Here is a 21578-nt window from a genome sequence, read left to right as displayed (position 1 = left end):
CTTAGCCGATGTCGACCCGCCTCACGCTCACCCTGTCGTTCGCCGCCGCGCTGCTCGGAGCCTGCTCCGGCCCGCGGGCCGTGCCCCCGCCGCTCGCAGCGGCCTTCGACGAGCCCTACGTGCTCGCGACCGGCGACCGTTTGCGCGTCAGCGTGTTCGGCCAGCCGAACCTCTCGAACAGTTACACGGTGGAAGCGGACGGTCAGATCGCCATGCCGCTGGTCGGCCGCTACGCGGTGGTGAACAAGACGCCCGACCAGGTCCGCACCGGGCTCGAGGCCAAGCTGAAGAGCGGTTTCCTGCGCGACCCCAACGTCTCCGTCGAGATCGAGGGCTACCGGCCGTTCTACATCCTGGGCGAGGTCAACAACGCCGGCCAGTACCCCTACGTCGTCGGCATGACGGCCGAGAACGCGGTCGCGATCGCCAGCGGATTCTCGCCGCGCGCCGAGAAGAAGAAGGTCGAGCTCACCCGCCGCCACGGCGACCGGGTGTTCAAGGCGGAGGTGCCGCTGACCTATCCCGTCCGCCCCGGCGACACGATCACGGTGGAGGAGCGCTGGTTCTAAGCTGGTCGATGCTCTCCGGCCGGAGCGCCGCAACGGTCCTCATGCTGAGGAGCCCCACGTGGGCGAGGCGTCCCGAAGCACGCAGTCGGATGTCGCTTCGCCCAAGAGCGCGGCCTCGAACTAGGCAGCCTTTTTGCCGCTCTCGGCGATCTTCACCAGATCGCGCAGCAGCTTGGCGGCGCCCTTCAGGCGCTTCTCCACCGTCGGCCACTCGCGCTTGAACACGATCTTCATGTCGGGGCGGACCTTGGCGTTCGGTCCCTCCTCGCGCGCGATGTGCATGACGAGGCCGTCCGGGTTCGCGAAGGAATTGTCGCGGAAGGCGAGCACGACGCCCTTCGGCCCGGCGTCGATCTTCTCGACATTCGCCCGTCGGCAGAGCGCCTTGATGGCGGCGATCTCGAGAAGTTGTTTGACCTCGCTCGGCAGCGGCCCGAAGCGGTCGACCAGTTCGGCGGCGAAGGAATCGAGCCCCTCGTCGGTGTCGATCTCGGCGAGGCGGCGGTAGAGCGACAGGCGGATCGCGAGATCTCCCACGAACTCTTCGGGGATCATGACCGGCGCGCCGAGCGTGATCTGCGGCGACCACTGGTCGGCGACAACCTCAGCCCCGCCCTCCTTGAGACTCTCGACCGCGTCCTCCAGCATCTGCTGGTAGAGCTCGTAGCCGACTTCCCTGATGTGGCCGGACTGCTCTTCGCCGAGCAGGTTGCCCGCCCCGCGGATGTCGAGATCGTGGCTTGCGAGTTGGAAGCCGGCGCCAAGACCCTCGAGCGACTGCAGGACCTTCAACCGGCGCTCAGCGTTCACCGTCGGCACCTTGTTGGCGGGAACCGTGAACAGCGCATAGGCGCGCGTCTTGGCGCGACCCACGCGGCCGCGGAGCTGGTAGAGCGCGGCGAGGCCGAACATGTCGGCGCGGTAGACGACCAAGGTGTTGGCGTTCGGGATGTCGAGGCCGGATTCGACGATCGCGGTCGAAAGCAGCACGTCGTAGCGGCCCTCGTAGAAGTCGGTCATCGCCTGCTCGAGGTCGCCCGCCGCCATCTGGCCGTTGGCCACGATGAACTTTACCTCCGGCACCTGGGATTCGAGGAAGCTGCGGGCGGCGGCGAGGTCCTCGATGTGCGGGCAGACGAAGAAGGACTGGCCGCCGCGGTAACGCTCGCGCAGCAGCGCCTCGCGCACGATCAGCGGATCGAACGGCGCCACGAACGAGCGCACCGCGAGGCGGTCGACAGGGGGCGTCGCGATCATCGACAGCTCGCGCACGCCGGTCAGCGCCAATTGCAGGGTGCGAGGAATCGGCGTCGCCGAGAGCGTCAGCACGTGCACCTCGGCGCGCAGCGTCTTCATCTTCTCCTTGTGGCCGACGCCGAAGTGCTGCTCCTCGTCGACGATCACGAGGCCGAGGTCCTTGAAGCCGATCGTCTTGCCGAGCAGGGCGTGGGTGCCGACCACGATGTCGATGTCGCCGGACGCGAGTCCCTTCTTGGTCTCGTTGAGCTCCTTCTGCGAGACGAAGCGGGAGGCCTGACGCACCTTCAGCGGCAGGCCGCGGAAGCGTTCGGCGAATGTCTTGAAGTGCTGTCGGGCGAGCAGCGTGGTGGGTACGATCACCGCGACCTGCCGCCCGGTCATCGCCACCACGAAGGCCGCGCGCAGCGCGACCTCGGTCTTGCCGAAGCCGACGTCGCCGCAGATCAGCCGGTCCATCGGACGGCCGGCGGCGAGATCGTCCAGCACGGCGTCGATCGCAGCCTGCTGGTCCTCGGTCTCGTCATAGGGGAAGCGGGCGCAGAACTCGTCGTAGAGCCCCTCCGGAGGCACGGCGCGGGGCGCCTCCTTGGTCATGCGGGCGGCTGCGATCTTGATCAGCTCGCCCGCCATCTCGCGGATGCGGTTCTTCAGGCGCGCCTTGCGCGACTGCCAGCCGGCGCCGCCGAGCCGGTCGAGCACGGCTTCGGTCTCCTCGGAGCCGTAGCGCGTCAGCAGCTCGATGTTCTCGACCGGCAGGAACAGCTTGTCGTTGTTGGCGTAGTGCAGCTCGACGCAGTCGTGGGGGGCGCCCGCGGCCTCGATGGTCTTCAGCCCCACGAAGCGCCCGATGCCGTGGTCGACGTGCACCACGAGGTCGCCCGCGGCGAGGCCGGCCGCCTCCGTCAGGTAATCCTGGGGGCGGCGGCGCTTGGCCTTCGCCCGCACCAGACGGTCGCCGAGAATGTCCTGCTCGGCGACGACTGCGACCTCGTCGGTCTCGAAGCCCTGCTCCAGCCCGAGCACGCCCAGCGCCACCGCGTCCTTCGGAAGCGCCATGGCGTCGCGCCAGCTTGCGACGTTGCGGGTCGCCTTCAGCCCGTGGTCGCCGAGAACGGTGCCGAGCCGGTCGCGCGCGCCCTCGCTCCAGGCGGCGACGACGACACGCTTGCCGTCTTCCTTCAGCGCGCGGATGTGCTCGGCGACGGCGTCAAAGACGTTGGCGTTTTCGTCCGCGCGCTCGGCGGCGAAGCTGCGGCCGGCGCGGGCTCCGGCGTCATAGATCTTGCCGCCCTGGCCTTCCGGCAGCGCGAATGGCGTCAGCTTCAGCGGCGCCATTTCGTCAAGGCGCGCGCGCCATTCGGCGGGCGCGAGATAGAGCGCGTCAGGCTTCAACGGCTTGTAGGCGCCGCCGCTCTTGTCCTGCTTCGCCTGCGTGACGCGGGCGTCGTAGTAGTCGGCGATCAGCGCCAGACGCTCGCCGGCGGCGTCCTCGGCCAGCGGATCCAGCACGAAGCGGGCGTCGGCCAGATGGTCGAACAGCGTCGCCATCCCGTCGTGGAACAGCGGCGCCCAGTGCTCAAGCCCAGCGTAGCGCCGGCCCTCGCTGATCGCGGCGTAGAGCTGGTCGTCCCGGCCCGGCGCGCCGAAGGTCGCCGCGTAGGACTGGCGGAATCGCCGGATGGTCTCGGACGTGAGCTGCACCTCGGACATCGGCACGAGGTCGAGCGCGCGCAACTGTCCGGTGGACCGCTGAGTCTCCGGATCAAACGGCCGGATCGACTCCAGCGTGTCGCCGAAGAAGTCGAGCCGGATCGGCTCCGCGTGCCCGGCGGGGAACAGATCCACGATGCCGCCGCGGATGGCGTATTCGCCGTAGTCCCGGACAGTCGAGGAGCGCAAAAAACCGTTGATTTCAAGCCATTCGGCGAGAGCCTTAAGGTCAACTATATTGCCAGGCGCCGCCGAAAAGCTCTGGCGCGCGACGCTTTCCGGCGTCGCGATGCGCTGGAGCGCGGCGTTGACGGTGGTCAAAACGAGCCGCGGCGCGTCGCCGCCGCGGGTCCGCGCGAGACGGGCGAGCGTGGTCGTGCGCTGGGCGACGACGGCGGCGTTGGGCGACACCCGGTCATAGGGTTGGCAGTCCCAGGCGGGGAACACCAGCAGCTCCACGTCCGGCGCCATAAAGGCGAGCGCCCGCTCCAGCGCCGCGAGCCGCGCGCCGTCGCGCGCCACAAGCACCACGCCCGGGGCGTCGTGGCGCTTGCCGCGCGCCGCTCGGGCGAGGTCCGCCAGGATCAGCGCGTCGAACCCATCCGGCACATTGGTGACGGTGGCGGGCGCAAGAGTCAGCAGGGCGTCAGGCTTCAGGGTCATGATGTCGCTTAAGGGCGGAGAGGCGGTGCGTGCTTCGTAACGAAGCGGGCGGCTGCTCCTCAGCACGAGAGGGTGGGATCGACACGACGCCTGACCCCCTCATGCCCTCAAAGCACGCAGTAGGCCTTGGGCCGCAACTCCTCACCCGATGTGCTCGGTCGTCGGAAAGGCCTGGTGGAACGCCAGCAGGCGGCGGTAGACGGGCGTGTCGTAATTCCCGGGGACGGCTTCATTGTTCGAGATCCAGGCGAACAGGTCGCGGTCCGGAACCTCGATCAGCTTTTCGTAGACGTCGAGTTCATCCTCCGTGAGCCGGTCGATCTCGGCGTCGGCGAAGCGACCCATCAGCAGATCCATCTCGCGGGTGCCGCGCCTCCAGGAGCGGTAGAGCGCACGGCGTCGGCGGGGGTCGAGACCCTCTCCGGTGCGTGTCGTGCCTGTCATCGCGGCCTCGCGGGTTGCTGGACGCTCGTTCGATATATGTCCGCGCCGCGGTGGTCCTAGCAGCCACGGCGCCGCATGTCAGCTTTGAGAACGGCTGCCGTCGTGCCGGACGGCCGCAGACCGCTCGGGGATGCTCATCAGAGAATGTTGCCGAGGTCCCTTCACCCGGATGGCGGAACGATCCCGGCCCTGCGTTCGCTTCGGCCGGGATGACGGCGCCGCTGTCCCTTGCCTTCCCCGCCGGGCTCGGCTTTCCCTGAAACCGCATGCGCGATTCCCGGCTCGATCCCCTGTTCGCCGACGTGACCTCTCTGCCCGGCGTCGGGCCGAAGGTCGCGAAGGCGCTGACGCGACTGCTCGGGACTTCGGCCGCCGGCGGGGCGCCGCGCGTGGTCGACGTTCTGTTCCATGCGCCGACCGGCGCGATCGACCGCCGTGCGCGACCGACGATCGCGGAACTGGTTCCCGGGGAGATCGCGACCGTCGAGGTGGTGGTGGAGCGCCACCAGCCGGGACGTTCCCCCCGCGCGCCGCACCGCGTGGTGGTGGCGGACGCGACGGGCGCCATGACGCTCGTGTTCTTCAAGGCGCAAGAAGCCTACATCGAGCGTCTGCTGCCGCTTGGCGAAACCCGCTGGATCTCGGGAAATCCCGAGCTGTTCGACGGCATGGTGCAGATGGTGCACCCCGCCCATGTCCTCGACGCCGAAGGCCTCGCCAAGCTGCCGCCGGTGGAGCCCACCTACCCGCTGGTCGAGGGCTTGAACCACAACCTGGTCGCCCGCATCGCCCGCGCGGCCTTCGAACGCCTCCCGGCGCTGCCCGAGTGGCAGGATCCCGCCTTCGTCGCGCGCCGCGGCTTCGGCAGCCTCGCCGCGAGCCTGAACGCCCTTCACCGCCCGATGACTCCCGGAGACGTCTCCGCGGACGGGCCGGCGCTGACGCGCCTCGCCTACGACGAGGTCTTCGCCAACCAGCTCGCGCTGCAGATGGTGCGCGCGCACATGAAGCGGGCGAGCGGCCGCGCGACCGTGGGCGACGGTCGGATCGCGGCGAAGATCACCGCCGCCCTGCCCTTTCGGCTCACGGGCGCGCAAGCCCGCGCGCTCGAGGCGATCTATGCGGATCTGGGGGCGCCCATGCGGATGCTGCGCCTGCTTCAAGGCGACGTCGGCTCGGGCAAGACCGTGGTGGCGCTGCTTGCCGCGGCGGCCGCCGTCGAGGCTGGGCGGCAGGCCGCGCTGATGGCCCCGACAGAAATTCTGGCCCGGCAGCACTTGGCGACGCTGGAGCCGCTGGCGGCTGCTGGCGGCATGACGGTGGCGCTCCTGACGGGCCGCGAGAAGGGCCGCGAGCGCGCGCGGCTGCTCGAGCGCCTGGCCGCGGGCGAGATCGACCTTCTGGTCGGCACCCACGCGCTGTTCCAGGACGAGGTCGCGTTCCGCGATCTTGCGCTCGCGATCGTCGACGAGCAGCACAAGTTCGGCGTCCGCCAGCGGCTCGCCCTCGCCTCGAAGGGGAACGCCGTCGACGTGCTGGTGATGACCGCGACGCCGATCCCGCGCACGCTGGTGCTGACCACCTTCGGCGACATGGACCATTCGATCCTCGATGAAAAGCCGCCGGGGCGAACGCCGATCGAGACCCGGCTGTTCAATCTCGACCGTCTGGACGAGATCGTCGCCGGCGTCGGCCGGGCGATCGCGAGCGGAGCGCGGGTCTATTGGGTGTGCCCTCTCGTGGAGCAGTCGGAGACCCTCGACGTCGCCGCGGCGGAGGACCGGTTCGCCGCGCTGGCCGAGGTCTTTCCCGGCCGCGTCGGCCTCGTGCACGGCAAGATGAAGGGCGCGGAGAAGGACGCGGCCGTCACGGCCTTCGTGGAGGGACGGACCGCGATCCTGGTCGCCACCACTGTGATCGAAGTCGGCGTCAACGTGCCGGAGGCGACGATCATGGTGATCGAGCACGCCGAACGCTTCGGTCTGTCCCAGCTTCACCAGCTCCGCGGGCGCGTCGGCCGCGGAGCTGACAGGTCCATGTGTCTGCTGCTGTGGAAGGAGCCGCTGGGCGAGACGGCGAAGCAGCGGCTTGAGACCATGAAGGCGACGGACGACGGCTTCGTCATCGCCGAGAAGGACCTGGAGCTGCGCGGCGAAGGCGAGGTGCTGGGCGCGCGGCAGTCCGGCATGGCGGTGTTCCGCTTCGCCCGCATGGAGCGCCACGCCGAGTTGGTGCGCATCGCCCACGACGACGCCGGGCTGGTGCTGGCGAAGGATCCGAACCTGACCTCCGAGCGCGGGGCCGCGCTGCGCCTGCTGCTGCACCTGTTCGAGCGCGACGCGGCGGTGCGCCTGCTTCGGGCGGGGTGACGGACCTTCCGCTGCCCCCCAAGGCCGGGACAAGGAGAGCCGGCTATCCCGCGACCGGCGCTGAAAGCTCCGGCTTTTCACCGCCGGGCATGTTCGGCGCGATCGTCGGGGGCGCGGCCGGGGCCGCGCCGTTGGGCTGAATGATGCCCATGGACATGATGAGCTTGAACGCGTCGTCGGTGGAGACGTCGATCTCCGTCACCTTCGAGGCTTCCATCATCACCAGGTAGCCGGTGGTCGGGTTCGGCGTGCAGGGCACGAACAGACAGAGGTGCTCGGGACCTGGCAGCCCCTCCGCGAGAGCCCCGCGCGCCGGCTCGGTGATGAAGCAGAGCGACCACATGCCCGGCCCCGGCCATTCGATCAGGCCCACGCGACGGAAGCTCGTGCCGTCCTGCTTGAACACGGTCTCGAAGATCTGCTTCACGCCCTTGTAGAGCGAGCGCACCACGGGCATGCGGTTCAGCACCTGCTCGCCCGACTGCACCACGGTGCGGCCGACGAGATTCGCGGTAAGAAAGCCGAGAATCGTGAGCCCGAGGAACGCCGCCAGCACGCCGAAGCCGGGCACCGCGACCGGCAGATAGCTGTCGGGGTTCCAGGCGGGCGGGATCAGCGGCTTCACCCAGCCGTCGATCAGGCCGATCAGCCAGAGCGTGATCCAGATCGTGATCGCCACAGGTCCGGCGACGACTAGGCCAGTCAGAAAGTAGGTTCGGATGCGCGCCGCGCCCTTCGGCTTCGGCGCCGGTTGCGGCTCGGCCAGTGCGGCGAGCGTCGCGTCGAGCTTTTCCTTCATGCGCTCAGGCGCTCCGTGATCCGCGCGCGCGCCGGCTTGCCGCCGACGCTTTCGCAACGCACAAACAGTCTCATAGCATGTGGAGCGACGATGGGGCGAAACGAGGGAGGAGCGACGTCGGGAAGCCGCGCGGCGCGCGTCCTCTGGCTTGTGCTCGGGTTCGCCTTGCTGGGACTTGGGGTCGCAGGGCTGATCCTGCCGGTGATGCCCGGAACGGTCTTTCTCATCCTTGCGGCGGGATGTTTCGCGCGCGGCTCGCCACGCCTCGAAGCCTGGCTGCTGGCGCATCCCAGACTTGGCCCGACCGTGGTCGCGTGGCGCCGGGACCGGGCAATCCCCTTGAGGGCCAAGGTTTTAGCCTTCGCCGGCATGGGGCTTTCGGTCGTGCTGGTGAGCGTGTCAGGCGCGCCGCCGATCGCGATCGGATCGACGCTCGCACTGGTCGCGGCGGGAGCGCTTTACGTCGGCACCCGCCCGTCCCGGCCTCGCGCTGGCGAACGGTGATTTTCCCTTTCGCCACGACGACATAGTGTTCTTTCCGCGGCGTTGCGAGGCTGTTAACTCCAGCGCAGGATGGTCCTGACGAATGAGTCGTGGGCGGACGGTCCCGGCTCTCGTCGTTGAGGATCATCGCATGGTCGGTGCGGGACGACCTTTATCGCTCGGTGCGAAGGGCGCCGCGACCACCCTCCCCCACTTGATCCGGTCCGACCAGCTCGCCGCCGTACGGCGCAGCGTGCTTCTGTCGATCCCCGTCAACGTCGTGTTGGGGATCACCTCCGCTTTGGTCGCCTGGAACTCCGGCCAGACCAAGGCCGGGCTGATCTGGTTCGCCGCGTCCTGCGTCCCCAACAGCTTCCGCATGATGCTCTGCCGACTGGCGGAGACGACAAACCCGGCCGTCGTCGATCGACGTCTTAAATTGCACTCCGCGGCCGCGCTGTCGTCCGGCTTGGTGTGGGCTTTCATCCCCACGCTTTGCGCCGGCTACACCTCGCCGCAGACCCTATTCTACCTCATCGTCGTGTGCGGGATCACCGCAGGCGCCGTCACGCACGGCTTCGCCTATGCGCGCATCCCGATCGGCTTCATCACGCCGCCGCTTCTGTCGGCGGCGGGTTGCCTGTTCTACGCGGGCGGCTTCGACCGCATATGTTTGGGCGCGACGGTCGTGCTCTATCTCGCCGCCCTCATAAGGGCCTGCCGGGAGGGCGAAGGTCTCATGCGGGAGACCAGCCGGCTGAAGAACGAAGCGACCTCTCTTGCGACGTCGCTCGAAGGCGCGCACGTGGCGGCGACCGAGATCGCCGAGGAGATGACCCGCCGCGCCTCCCGCGACGCGCTGACGGGCCTGCTCAACCGCAGCGGCTTCCTCGAGGAGGCGGAACGCCGGGCGGCGATCGCGCAATCGCCGATGAGCCTGCTGCTGCTCGATCTCGACGGCTTCAAGGCGGTCAACGACACCTACGGCCACAAGGCAGGCGACAACGTGCTGATCGAGGTCGCCCGCCGCCTGCAATTGTCGCTTCCCAGTTCCTTCGCCGTGGCGCGCCTCGGCGGCGACGAGTTCGCCGTGCTGTTCGAGATGGGCCTCGTCGACGTCAATCCGACGCTCCTCGCGCACGAGCTGATCGCCGCCATCGCGATCCCCTTCGCGGCCTTCGACGCGGGCCGCATCGGCGTCAGCATCGGCGTTCATGTGTCGACGGCGCCGGCGATCGACGAGATGCTGATCTCGGCGGACGCCGCGCTCTACGCGGCGAAGCTCGCTGGCCGGAACCGGTGCTACGTGTTCGACGCGGAGCTTGCGCACCATCTCGCGATGCGCCGGGACATCGAGCGAGACCTAGGAAAGGCTCTGGCCGAGGGTGGTCTCGAAGTTTGGTATCAGCCGGTCATGATCGACGGGGGCGCGCGCTTCGGAGGCTTCGAAGCGCTCGCCCGCTGGCGCCACCCGCGCCACGGCTGGATCTCGCCTCCGGACCTGATCGCTTCGGCTTCGCTTGCGGGCTTCGGCGAGCAACTCCTGCGCTTCATCCTGAGCGACGTCTGCGTCACCATTCTCGCCATGCGTGAGATCGGCCTCGCGGACGCTCGCGTCGCCATGAACGTCTCGCCCCGGGAGATGTCGCAGATCGCCGTGGACGAGCTCGTGCTGAAGGGCCTGAAGGCGCGCGGCGTTCCGCCGGCCATGCTCGAGATCGAGATTACGGAGGAGACCGCCCTCGACATCCAGGCGGTGCGCGGCAAGCTCGCCGCCCTGTCGGAGGCCGGCGTCAGCGTGGCGATCGACGACTTCGGCGTGGGTTACTCCTCGCTCGGGGCGCTTCGGCGGCTACGGGTGGACCGGGTGAAGATCGACCGCATCTTCGTCGAGGGCGTCTCCCGGTCCGCCGAGAACCGCAGCCTGGTGCTGGCGATCCTCAGCCTCGCGGGGCCGCTGGGCTTCGAGGTCGTGGCCGAAGGCATCGAGCATCAGGACGATCTCGAGACGATGCGGGACCTGGGCTGCAAGGCGTTCCAGGGCTACCTCATCGCCCGCCCCATGCCACGCAACGAAGCTCTGCGGTGGGCGCGCACGCATGCGAGAGCCCTCCCCGGCCGTCCGGCGCCGCGCCGCTGACGGGGCGCGCCGCTCCCGCCAACTTTGGCGTTGACGGCGTGCGGCGGGGCGCCTAGCGTCGGATCAGGAGCAAAGGGAGCTCCCGCCGGTTCTGCCCGGCGGGAGCTCCCTTTTTTTGTGCTTGAGGCGGAAGAGCATGGCGTTCGACACCACCAAGCCGTTGATCGTCGGGGCGCTGTACTCGGCGACCGGCCCGACGGCCTATCTCGAGCGCACCCAGCTCAACGCGACGCTGCTCGCGCTCGAGGAGATCAACGCCGCCGGCGGCGTGGCGGGCCGGGAGGTCGTTCCTGTGACCTACGACGCCCAGTCCGACCCGGCCCGGTTCGCGAGCCTCGCAGAGCGGATGCTGGACGAGGACGGCGCCGGCCTGCTCGTGGGCTGCTACATGACCAACACGCGTCAGGCGGTGGTGCCGATCGTCGAGCGGCGCGCGGCGGTGCTGGCCTACGCCGCGCCCTACGAGGGCTTCGAATACTCGCCGAACGTGATCTACGGCGGGGCGGTGCCGAACCAGCACATCCTGCTGCTGGCGCGGCACCTGATCCTCAACGCCGGCAAGAGCTTCTACCTCGTCGGCACCCGCTACACCTTCCCGGTCGAATCCAACCGGGTGATGATGACCCTGGTCGCGGAGCAGAAGGGGCAGACGCTGGCCGAGCGCTACGTGCCGCTCGACGCCTCCCGCCGGGAACTCGACCAGATCGTCCAGGACATCAAGAAGAAGAGGCCCGACGTCGTGTTCTGCACGGTCGTCGGCGAAGCCGCCGTGCGCTTCTACGAGCTGTGCGCCGAAGCCGGGCTGACCGACAGCCTGACGATCGCGAGCCTGACCGTCACCGAGGCCGAGATCGCGTCGATGCCGGCCGGTCTCGCCGTCGGGCATCTCACGGGGGCGACCTACTTCCAGTCTATCGACAGCCCCGAAAACCGACGCTTCGTGCGCGCCTACCAGTCCCGCTTCGGCGTACACGAGCGCCTCAACGCTATGGCGGAGACCGCCTACAGCGTGACCCGCATGACGCTCGACGCCGTCGGACGCGCCCGGTCCGTCGACCCCCGGGACATTCGCTCGGCGCTTGGCGAGACCAGCTTTGCGGCGCCCCAGGGGGAAATCCGGATCGACGCCGAGAACGGCCATTCCTACCTCTGGCCGCGGATCGGTCGCGTCGAGGCCGACGGCCAGTTCAAGGTGCTCGAGCAGAGCTCGCAGGCGATCAAGCCCGACCCTTACCTGATCCACCACAGCCTGGCGGACTGGGACCCCGCGCCGAACCTCGTCACCGCCCGCGCGGCCGGGGGCTGACCGGCATGCTGAAGGCCCTCCGCGACCTTCGAAACGTCCGCGTGGTGGTCTACCACCCGAAGGATCGCGAACGCGACGAACTGGTGGATCAGATCCGCCGGATCGGCTGCAACGTCGAAGCCGTGTGGCCGCCGCGGGACGCGATCCCGGCGGACGCGGACATCGTGTTCATGCTGTTCCGGCAAGACGGCTTCACGCACGTCCTGCTGAAGGCGCTGGCGGAACGCGACGCGCGGGTGACCCTGGTCGCGATCGTGGAGTTCGAAAGCCCCGCCGTGATCGAGGCGATCGCCCGCGCCGGCGCCGCCGCGATCGTGACGAAGCCTATCCGCGCTTTCGGTCTTTTGACCAGCATCGTCATCGCCCACACAATTTCTTTAAAGGAGAAAATCCTTCTTGACAGAGTTCGCAAGCTTGAGGCACGGTTAGAGGGCTTCAGGAAGCTTGAGAAGGCGAAGCAGATACTGATGTCCCGCAAGGGATTATCAGAGCAGGAAGCGTATGAAACCATACGCGCTCGCGCAATGACTGCGCGAATTACGATGGATATCGTCTGCGAGACGATCATCAACGCTGAGGAATTAGTGGGTTTCTGACACGTCCGGCGCGGTGCGCGCCGACCTGAAACGCCACGCACAGATAGGTCCGCGCGCGCCAGAGATCGCCGCCAGCGGACGCCGGCCAAGGGAGCCGTCGCCAGCATCACCGCTGGCGGCGGCTTTTTTCGTTTTCACGGCCTGCGGAGCGCTCGGCGCCCGCGGCCCGCCATGAGGAGCCAGAGATGACTCAAGCCATTGACGCCGAGGACCGCCGGGTGCGCGTCGCCTGCGACGTGGGCGGCACGTTCACCGACATCTGCGTGCTGAGCGAGGCCACCGGCCTGATGCATGTGGCGAAGGTGCCGACCACCCCCGACCCGATTGACGGCGTGCTGGCCGGCATCGACGCCGGCGGCGTGAACCTGAACGACCTGCTGCTGTTCAAGCACGGCACCACGCTCGCCACCAACGCCCTGATCACGCGCCGCTTTCCGCCGGCCGTGATGGTCACCACCAAGGGCTTCCGCGACACCATCGAGATCCGCCGCGGCAACCGCGACGACTTGTGGGACACCTACAAGGAGATGGCGAAGCCCTACATCCGGCGTCGCGATCGCCTGGTGGTGACCGAGCGCACCGACTATTCGGGCCAGGTCGTCACGCCGCTCGACGAGGCGGAGGCCGCCGAGCTCGCCCGCGTGATCAAGAAGCGCGGCGTGAAGACCATCGCGATCTGCTTCGCCAACGCCTTCATCAATCCCGCGAACGAGCAGCGCATGCGGGACATCCTGGCGGAGGCCGTGCCCGAGGCCACGATCTCGATCTCCAGCGACATCATGCCGGAGATCTTCGAGCACGAGCGCTTCTCGACGACGGTCGCGAACGCGGTGTTGGCGCCGGTCGTCGGCCAGTACGCCAGCCGCCTCGAAAGCCGCATGAAGGCCGGCGGCTACAAGGAGGACGTGCTGCTTCTGCACTCCGGCGGCGGCGTGATGACCGCGAAGATGTCGGAGCGCTACGCGGCCCGTCTCTCCGCCTCCGGGATCGCGGCGGGCGCGATCGCCAGCCGCTTCGTCGCCGAGCAGGCCGGGTTCAGGAACTCGATCGGCCTCGATATGGGCGGCACCTCGACTGACGTCTCGCTGTGCGACGACGGTGAAATCAACGTCACAAAGGAATGGTTCGTCGAGTACGGCTACCCGATCTGCTTCCCATCGATCGAGGTGCTGACGATCGGCGCGGGCGGCGGGTCGCTGGCCTGGATGGACGCCGCCAACTCGCTGCGCAACGGCCCGCAGTCGGCCGGCTCCACGCCCGGACCCGCCTGCTACGGCCGCGGCGGAGAGAACCCGACGAACTGCGACGCCAACGTCGTGCTCGGCCGCCTCAGCGATCGGCTCGCCGGCGGCAAGGTCGCGCTGGATAAGGGTCTCGCGACAGAGGCTATCCGTAAGGGCGTCGCCGAGCCGCTCGGCATGTCGGTCGAAGAGGCCGCTCTCGCGATCCTGAAGGTCGCGAACGCCAACATGGCGGACGCCGTCCGCCTGCTCTCGATCCGCCGCGGCTACGACCCACGCGACTTCGCGCTGGTCGCCTTCGGCGGCGCGGGGCCTCTCCACGGCGCGGCGCTCGCCAAGGACTTGGCGATACCCGTCGTGCTGGTGCCGCCGAACCCGGGCGTCACCTCGGCGCTCGGCTGCCTGCTGGTGGACATCCAGCACGACATCTCGCGGATGTATCTCGCCAAGGCCGAGGAGGTGAACGTCGCCGACCTCGAGACCACCTTCCGCGAGTTGGAGATCGAAGGCCGGGAGCGCCTCGTCACCGAGGGCGTAACGCCAGAAAACATGGTGTTCCAGCGCAAGATCGACATGCGCTACCACGGCCAGTGGCGCGCGCTGTCGATCAACATCGCCTCGCCTGTCGTCTCGCTCGACGAGTCGATCGCCTACTTCCACGAAGAGCACGGTCGCGAGCACAACTATTCGCGCCCCGGCGCGCCCGTCGAGATCTACCGCGTCAGCGTGATCGCGACCGGCGTCACCTCGAAGGCGAAGTTCGCCGACTTCGACCCCATCGACGCGGAAGCTGCGCCCGTCGGGACCCGTCGCGTCCGCTTCGACGAGTTGCCGGAAGCGATCGACGCGCCGGTCTACGACCGCGCGGCGCTCCAGTCCGGGATGAGGGTGGCCGGCCCCGCTGTCATCGACCAGCTCGACTCCACGACGATCGTGCCGCCCGGCGTCACGGCGGAAGTCGACCGCTCGCTCACCCTCGTCATGCGCATCCCGCTGGCCTGACCGGCCCGGCCCTCACACCCTAGGAGCTGAACCATGTCCGCTAACATGGACCACGGCCTCGATCCGGTCACCTTCGAGGTCCTCAAGAACGCCTACGTCAACATCGTCGACCAGATGGCGGAGCAGATCTTCCGCACCTGCTACTCCTTCGTGATCTGGTCCCGCGACTTCTCCTCCGCGCTCTGCGACGCCAATGGCGACACGATCATGCAGGGCTCGGGCGACATCGCGGCCCACGTCGGCACGCTGCACTACACCGCGAAGGCCGTAATCAACGCCTTCAAGGGCGACATCCATCCCGGCGACGTGTTCGTGGTGAACGACGTCTACCAGGGCGGCACCCACTTCAACGACACCCGCATCGTGCGGCCGATGTTCTACCAGGGCGAGCTGCTCGGCTTCGCCCAGGCGAACGGTCACTGGGCGGACGTCGGCGGGGCGACGCCGGGCTCGTTCAACGTCAACGCCATCGACCACATGGCCGAAGGGCTGCGCATCACGCCCGTCCGGGTGTGGAGCAAGGGCCAGTGCCTGCACGACGTCTGCAACCTGATCGCGTCCAACACCCGAGCGCCAGCCGACATCATCGGCGACATGGAGGCACAGGCCGAGGCGACGAAGGTCGCCGAACAGGAGATTTGCCGCCTGATCGAGAAGTACGGCCTCGGCGTCATCAAGACCTCCTTCGGCGCGGTGCAGGACTACGTCGAGACGCTGACCCGCCAGCGGGTGTCGGCGCTGCCGGACGGCGTCTGGGAGACCGAGGACTACATCGACCTCGATCCGGGCGTCGGCGAAGGCCTAATCCCGATCCGCGTGCGGATGACGATCAAGGACGACACCGTCCACTACGACCTGTCGAAGTCGCACCCGACCAGCATCCGCTGCTTCCTCAACGCCTGCTTCGGCGGCTCCTTCGCCGCGATCGTCGCGGGCACGAAGATGCAGTTCCCCGAAATTCCGCTCAACTCCGGTTTCTACCGGGTCGTCACGGTGGATCTCGGGCCGGAGGGCTCGGTCGTGAACGCCGCCTGGCCGACCCCGGTGGCGGGCTTCTGCTCGGGTCCGTTCGAGAAGATCATGAACTCGATCTTCGAGCTCTGGGCGGAGGTGATGCCCGAGCGGGCCATGGCCTGCACCTTCAACCTCGACTACCTGCTGATCGGCGGCCAGGACAAGCGCGACGCCTCCGGCGGCCACAAGTACTTCATGTGGTACGACTGGATGGTCGGCGGCTGGGGCGCCCGCAACGGCCGCGACGGATGGGCGGCGACCGGCCCGGTGTTCGGCGTGCAGCTCGGCACCCAGCCGTTCGAGGGCCAGGAGCGGCTCGCACCCGTGCTCACCGCCTGCCACGAACTCCGCGTCGATAGCGGCGGCCCCGGCGAATCCCGCGGCGGCATGGGCGTCGACAAGGGCGTCATCCTCACCAAGGTCGACCGCACGGTCGTCTCCTATTGCTGCGACCGCGAGCGCTCCATCACCTGGGGGCTTTGGGGCGGCCTCCCCTCAATCCCCCACGGGGTGTGGGTGAACGAGGGGCTGGAGAACGAGCGCTACCTCGGCTCGATGTTCTCGAATGAGCCGCTGTCGCCTGGCGACCTCGTCAGCCGCCCGTCGGCCGGCGGCGGCGGTCTCGGCGACCCGCTGGAGCGCGACCCGCAGCTCGTCTGCGAGGACGTAGCGGACGGCTACGTCTCGATCGAGCGGGCCGCGATCGACTACGGCGTCGTGGTCAAGGAGGTCGACGCCGACCTCGCCGAATACGTCGTCGACCGCGAGGGCACGCTCGCCAAGCGCGCCTACATCCGCGCCAACCGCGCCAAATGGCTGGACGAGGACGCCGGCGCGATCGCCGCGAAGTACCGGGCGGGCGAGCTCGGCACGCTCGACCTCATCCGGCAGTATGGGGTGATCGTGAACTGGGGTTCGGGCGAGCTGCTGGAAAAGACCACCCAGCAGTTCCGCTCCATGCTGAAGCGTCGCGCCGCTCCCTACTGGAGCCAGCGCATGCAGCCCGGCCAGGACGCAACCGTCTCCCTCAAGGTGGCCTGACCACGCGGAGAGGAGCGGCCTCAAGCGCCGCTCCTCTCCGCGCCGTGCGTTCGAGGCGGCGAAGACCGCCCGGACTGCGAGAGGAACGCTTCCCAGCCAACGCGGTACGGCGCCGGCCGATCCCGGCGAGCGAAAACGTCACGTCGCGTCGCACGACGGTCTCAGGGGACGACCATGACCGATTTCAGCCGCAGAACGCTTCTCAAGACCGCCGCCGCGGGGGCGGCGCTGGGCCTTGCCCCCGCTTACCTCCGCCAAGCCTCGGCCGCCGAGCCGATACAGGTGGCCGGCATCCACGACGCCTCGGGCGGCATCGACATCTACGGCCGGCCGATGATCAACAGCCTCACCCTCGCGGTCGAGGAGATCAACGCGGCGGGCGGCGTGCTGGGCCGCCCGATCGCGCTGAAGAACTACGACCCGCAGTCCAACATGCAGCTCTACACGCAGTACGCCACCGAGGCGGCCACGAAGCAGAAGGCCTCGGTGGTGTTCGGCGGGATCATCTCAGCCTCGCGGGAGGCCATGCGCCCGACGCTCCGCAGGTTCCGCACGCCTTATTTCTACAACATGCTCTACGAGGGCGGCGTCTGCGACCGCAACGTGTTCTGCATGGGCTCGACCCCCGCGCAGACGCTCCAGAAGTTCACCCCTTTCGTGATGAAGCGCTTCAACGCCAAGACGATCTACGTGCTGGCGGCGGACTACAACTACGGCCAAATCACCACGAAGTGGATCCGCAAGTTCGCTTCCGAGAACGGCGGCGAGGTCGCGCAGGCCGACTTCTTCCCGCTCGACGTCAACGACTTCGGCCCGACGATCCGCAAGATCCAGGCGGCGAAGCCCGACATGATCATGTCGGTGCTCGTCGGCGCCGCGCACAACTCGTTCTACCGTCAATGGGTCGCCGCCGGCATGAAGGACAAGATCCCGATGGCCTCAACCACCTTCGGCATCGGCAACGAACAGGTCCTGACTTCGCCCGACGAGCACGACGGCATCGTGGTGTCCTACGCTTACTTCGACGGCCTCAAGACGCCCGAGAACGAAGCCTTCCTGAAGAAGTACACCGACCGCTTCGGCGACAAGGCGGACGCGGTGACCGAGGCTTCGGCGATGACCTACCACGCGGTCAACCTCTGGGCCGCCGCGGCCGCCAAGGCCGGCAGCGTGGACCGCGACAAGATCATCCCGGCGCTGGAGGGCGGCCTGTCGTTCACGGGCCCCGCGGGCAAGACCACGATCGATCCCAAGACCCACCACGACACGCTGGACACCTACATCGCCGAGGTGCGGGACCGCGCCTACCACGTGCTGGAAAGCTTCCCGCAACAGCCGCCGGCCGACACCGCCGCCGTCTGCGACCTGGCGGCGAACCCAAACGAGACCAAGCAGTTCGTCATAGACGTGAAGAGTTGAGACGAAGCCAGCGGCGGAAGCGGCTGCGCGTGTCGAGAGGGCTCTTAGGGCCTCCTCTGCATGAGGAGCCTTCGGTGGCGGAGAGGCTCCCCCTCCTCATGCTGAGACGCCTCGCGCACCGCGAGGCGTCTCGAAGCACGCATCAGGCTGACGCGGTTCGCCCCTGTCGCTTGCGTTGAAGTTCCGCCGCCTTCTGGAGACTACCCTTGGACTACGCGCTCATCGTCATCCTGCAGCTCGTCGTGACCATCGCCAACCTCGCGCTCATCAGCGCGGGGCTCGCGGTGATCTTCGGCATGATGCGGATCATCAACATGGCCCACGGCGAGTTCCTGATGCTCGGGGGCTACGCGGCGCTGGTCTCGCATCAGGCGGGCCTCAATCTTTGGCTCGCGATCTTCGTGGCGGCGCCGGTGACGGTCGGCCTGATCGGCGCCGTGCTGGAGCGCCTCGTCATCCGGCGGCTCTACGGCCGGATGATCGACACCATGCTCGCGACCTGGGGCGTTAGCCTTGCGCTGGTCGGCGTGGTCACGGTGATCTTCGGCAACCGCGTCTCCGGCATCTCGCCGCCGCTCGGAAGCGTCCCGATCGGCGGCTACGCTATCGGCCTCTACGAGCTGCTCACCGCCGGCGTGACCTCACTTCTGTTCCTCGGCGGGTGGTTCGTGCTGCGGCGAACCCCGGTGGGGCTGATCGCCCGCGGCGCCATGCAGAACCGCGACATGGCGGCGGCGCTCGGCGTCGATCCCGCCAAGGTCTACGCCACGACCTTCGTGACGGGGGCCGCCATCTCAGGGCTCGCGGGCGCGCTGATCGCGCCGATCACGGGCGTCGCCCCTTCCATCGGCGCGGTCTACATCGCCAAGGCCTTCATCACCGTGATCTCGGGCGGGACCGCGATCCTGACGGGCGCCCTCAGCGCCTCGGCGCTGCTCGGATCGGTCAACACCGCCTTCTCCTTCGTCATGACGCCGGTGCTCGGCGAGGTCGCGCTGCTCGCGGCCGCCGTCCTCCTGCTGCGAGTGCTGCCGCAGGGAATTACGGGCCGCTTTTTTCGGAGGTCGCTGTGACCCTTCGCGACGCTCTTGGCTGGCTGCTCGTGGGGGCCGCCGCCCTCTACGCCCTCGTGGCCGTTCCGGCGGGAGGCGAACTGACGACCATGATCAACGGCTCGATCTACGCGAGCTACGCGATCCTGGCGCTCTCGCTCGCGCTCATCTGGGGCTACGCCGGCATTCTTAGCTTCGGGCAGGCGGCGTTCTTCGGCCTCGCGGGCTACGTCTACGCGGTCGCCGGGCTGAACCTCGAAAGCACGCCGCTTGCGGCCGTGATCGCCGTCGCGGCCGCCGCGGGCTTCGCCGCCCTGCTCGGCTACTTCATGTTCTGGGGGCGGATCTCGGACGTCTATCTCGGGGTGATCACCCTCACCGTCTCGCTGATCCTCTACCGCTTCATCAACCAGACCGCGGGCGAGGAATGGACGATCGGCGCGGCCCCACTCGGCGGCTTCAACGGCATCCCCTCCACCCCGATCCTCGCGCCGCCGGGCCATCCCGACGAGCCCTTCCTGCCGGAGCAGATCTACATGCTCGCGGTCGCCGCGCTGTTCGCCTGTTACGTCATCTGCAAACTCGCGATGGCGACCCGCTTCGGCCGGGCGGTGATCGCGATCCGCGAAAACGAAGGCCGCGCCGAACTGCTCGGCTACGACACCCGCCTCTACAAGCTCGGGATCTTCACGCTTGGCGGCGCGATCGCGGGCGTTGGGGGGGTGCTGTTCGCCAACAGCGTCTTCGTCAGCCCCAACATGTTCAGCCTCCAGACCAACGGGCAGGTGATCATCTGGGTGATCGTCGGCGGGCTCGGCACCTTCGCAGGCCCCGTGATCGGATGCTTCCTGCTGATGGCGCTGTCGACCGGGCTCGGCTCGCTCGACGCGGGACCGAGTTTCGCCGTCCTCGATCCGAACCTGGTCATGGGCGTCGTCCTGACGCTCTGCGTGCTCGGTCTTCGTCAGGGCCTTCTGCCGACGGCGCTCGCCTTCGGAGGACGCTTGGTCGCCAAGGCTCGCGCGACGCGCGGGCGCGGCGCGGCGGAGCTTCGGCGCCCGGCGGAGGAACGGCCATGATCGGCGCTCCCCTCCTCGAAGCCGAGGGCCTCATCATGCGTTTCGGCGGCGTGACGGCCGTCGCCGGCGTCGATTTCTCGCTCGGCGAAGGCGAACTGCACTGCCTCGTCGGACCCAACGGAGCCGGCAAGAGCACCTTCTTCAAGATGCTCTGCGGCCAGTTGAAGCCAACCGCCGGGGACGTGCGGCTGCGCGGCCGCAGCATCGCGGGCCTGCCCGCCGCGCGCATCGCCCGGCTGGGCGTGGGCGTGAAGACGCAGGTGCCGAGCCTGTTCGACGGGCTGACGGCGATGGCGAGCGTCCGCGTGGCGACCGACGCCGTGCTGCCGCCGACCTTGTCGAGGCGGCGCGCGGAGGAGGCGCTGGAGCGCATGGGCGTCTCCCGCCTCGCCGGCCACGTCGTCGGCAGGCTCGCGCACGGCCAGCGGCAGCTCGTCGAGCTGGCGATGGTGATCGCCCAGAAGCCGGACCTGATCCTGCTCGACGAGCCGGCGGCGGGCATGACCGGCGCCGAGGTGGACCGCCTTGGCGATCTGATCGTCGAGCTGGCGCGGTCGAGCTCCGTGATCGTGGTGGAGCATGACATGGCCTTCATCCGCCGCATCGCCCGCACCGTGACGGTGTTTAGCCAGGGCCGCGTGCTGGCGCAGGGGCCAGCGGCCGAGGTGCTGGCCGACGCCCGCGTGCGGGATGTCTACCTCGGAAAGGAGGCGGCATGAGCCTGCTCACGGTCTCCGACCTCGCCGCCGGCTACGGCCAGATCGGCATCCTTCGCGACGTCGCCTTGACCGTCGACAAGGGCGAGATCCTCGGCGTGCTCGGCCACAACGGCATGGGCAAGAGCACGCTGCTCAAGGCGCTGAGCGGCGCGATCCCTGCGACTCGGGGGTCGATCGTGTTCGAGGGCGTCGACGTCGCGGGTGAGCCGCCGTTCCGCCGGGCCCGACGCGGCCTCGGCTACGTGTCCCAGGGGCGGCAGATCTTCCCGGCGCTGACCGCGCGGGAGAACATGGAGTACGCCGCGCGCGCCGCTGGTCAGCCGCTCGAGATCGTCGACGACATGATCGAGCGGTTTCCGCGCCTGACGCCGATCCTCGACCGCGCCGGCGGCGTGCTCTCGGGCGGCGAGCAGCAGATCCTCGCGCTCGCGCGCTGCCTGTGCGGACGGCCGTCGCTGATCCTGCTGGACGAGCCGACCGAGGGCATCCAGCCGTCGATCCGCGACGAGATCGTGGAGACGCTGCTGCGGCTGCGTCGATCGCTCGGGCTGTCGATCCTGCTCGTCGAGCAGAACGTCAAGTTCATGGGCGATCTCGCCGACCGCGTGCTGCACATGGAGAAGGGGCGGCTCTCCGCCGACGCGGCGCTCGAGACCGCGTCGATGGCCTGAC

Annotated in this window: 16 protein-coding genes; 13 read left to right on the top strand and 3 right to left on the bottom strand. The window is 68.6% G+C overall.

Features of this window, described 5'->3' with window-relative positions:
- Positions 1-8: 8 nt before the first annotated feature.
- The gene (locus METY_RS06130; protein ID WP_103120509.1) at positions 9-569 is read left to right on the top strand and encodes a polysaccharide biosynthesis/export family protein; all 561 of its coding nucleotides are present in this window, start codon (positions 9-11) and stop codon (positions 567-569) included.
- 120 nt (positions 570-689) lie between these two features.
- Here METY_RS06130 and mfd read toward each other — a convergent pair whose 3' ends face one another.
- The gene (mfd, locus tag METY_RS06125) at positions 690-4202 is read right to left on the bottom strand and encodes a transcription-repair coupling factor (RefSeq protein WP_103120508.1); all 3513 of its coding nucleotides are present in this window, start codon (positions 4200-4202) and stop codon (positions 690-692) included.
- 141 nt (positions 4203-4343) lie between these two features.
- Positions 4344-4646: an FAD assembly factor SdhE gene (locus METY_RS06120; protein WP_103120507.1), complete on the bottom strand. Its 303-nt coding sequence runs from the start codon at positions 4644-4646 to the stop codon at positions 4344-4346.
- A 266-nt stretch (positions 4647-4912) separates the two neighbouring features.
- On the opposite strand from METY_RS06120, the gene recG reads away from it, so the two are divergent.
- Entirely contained in the window at positions 4913-7015 is a 2103-nt protein-coding gene (gene recG, locus METY_RS06115; protein ID WP_103120506.1) for an ATP-dependent DNA helicase RecG, read from the top strand.
- A gap of 43 nt (positions 7016-7058) precedes the next feature.
- On the opposite strand, the gene METY_RS06110 is transcribed toward recG, so the two are convergent.
- On the bottom strand, positions 7059-7814 hold the full coding sequence (locus METY_RS06110; RefSeq protein ID WP_103120505.1) for a DUF502 domain-containing protein: 756 nt from the start codon (positions 7812-7814) through the stop codon (positions 7059-7061).
- A 90-nt stretch (positions 7815-7904) separates the two neighbouring features.
- Here METY_RS06110 and METY_RS06105 point away from each other — a divergent pair, with 90 nt between their 5' ends.
- The 11 genes from METY_RS06105 to METY_RS06055 all read left to right on the top strand — a co-directional run bounded on the left by METY_RS06105 (position 7905) and on the right by METY_RS06055 (position 21577).
- Entirely contained in the window at positions 7905-8318 is a 414-nt protein-coding gene (locus METY_RS06105; RefSeq protein WP_103120504.1) for a YbaN family protein, read from the top strand.
- A gap of 130 nt (positions 8319-8448) precedes the next feature.
- On the top strand, positions 8449-10437 hold the full coding sequence (locus tag METY_RS06100; RefSeq protein WP_103120503.1) for a putative bifunctional diguanylate cyclase/phosphodiesterase: 1989 nt from the start codon (positions 8449-8451) through the stop codon (positions 10435-10437).
- 136 nt (positions 10438-10573) lie between these two features.
- Positions 10574-11743 (top strand): transporter substrate-binding domain-containing protein, encoded by a 1170-nt coding sequence (locus METY_RS06095; protein WP_103120502.1) that lies wholly within the window; start codon positions 10574-10576, stop codon positions 11741-11743.
- A gap of 5 nt (positions 11744-11748) precedes the next feature.
- Positions 11749-12339 (top strand): ANTAR domain-containing response regulator, encoded by a 591-nt coding sequence (locus METY_RS06090; RefSeq protein WP_103120501.1) that lies wholly within the window; start codon positions 11749-11751, stop codon positions 12337-12339.
- A gap of 185 nt (positions 12340-12524) precedes the next feature.
- Entirely contained in the window at positions 12525-14582 is a 2058-nt protein-coding gene (locus METY_RS06085) for a hydantoinase/oxoprolinase family protein (protein ID WP_103120500.1), read from the top strand.
- 33 nt (positions 14583-14615) lie between these two features.
- A complete protein-coding gene (locus METY_RS06080) occupies positions 14616-16637 on the top strand; it encodes a hydantoinase B/oxoprolinase family protein (RefSeq protein WP_244593537.1) in 2022 nt (673 codons plus the stop codon).
- 174 nt (positions 16638-16811) lie between these two features.
- Entirely contained in the window at positions 16812-18056 is a 1245-nt protein-coding gene (locus tag METY_RS06075; RefSeq protein WP_103120498.1) for an urea ABC transporter substrate-binding protein, read from the top strand.
- 206 nt (positions 18057-18262) lie between these two features.
- Complete coding sequence (locus METY_RS06070; protein ID WP_103120497.1) at positions 18263-19129, top strand: branched-chain amino acid ABC transporter permease; 867 nt, start codon at positions 18263-18265, stop codon at positions 19127-19129.
- A complete protein-coding gene (locus METY_RS06065; protein WP_103120496.1) occupies positions 19126-20187 on the top strand; it encodes a branched-chain amino acid ABC transporter permease in 1062 nt (353 codons plus the stop codon). The genes METY_RS06070 and METY_RS06065 overlap by 4 nt, the downstream gene beginning before the upstream one ends.
- The gene (locus METY_RS06060; protein ID WP_103120495.1) at positions 20184-20906 is read left to right on the top strand and encodes an ABC transporter ATP-binding protein; all 723 of its coding nucleotides are present in this window, start codon (positions 20184-20186) and stop codon (positions 20904-20906) included. Before METY_RS06065 ends, METY_RS06060 begins: the two co-directional genes overlap by 4 nt.
- Positions 20903-21577 carry an ABC transporter ATP-binding protein gene (locus tag METY_RS06055; RefSeq protein ID WP_103120494.1) on the top strand — a complete coding sequence of 225 codons (675 nt, stop codon included), beginning with the start codon at positions 20903-20905 and terminating at the stop codon, positions 21575-21577. Before METY_RS06060 ends, METY_RS06055 begins: the two co-directional genes overlap by 4 nt.
- The last annotated feature ends 1 nt before the right edge of the window (position 21578 follow it).

Source organism: Methylopila sp. Yamaguchi, from assembly GCF_002897035.1.
In the GTDB taxonomy this organism is placed as follows: domain Bacteria; phylum Pseudomonadota; class Alphaproteobacteria; order Rhizobiales; family Methylopilaceae; genus Methylopila.
Note: the sequence above shows the minus strand (reverse complement) of the source record. Positions and strands in the feature narration are given on the sequence as shown.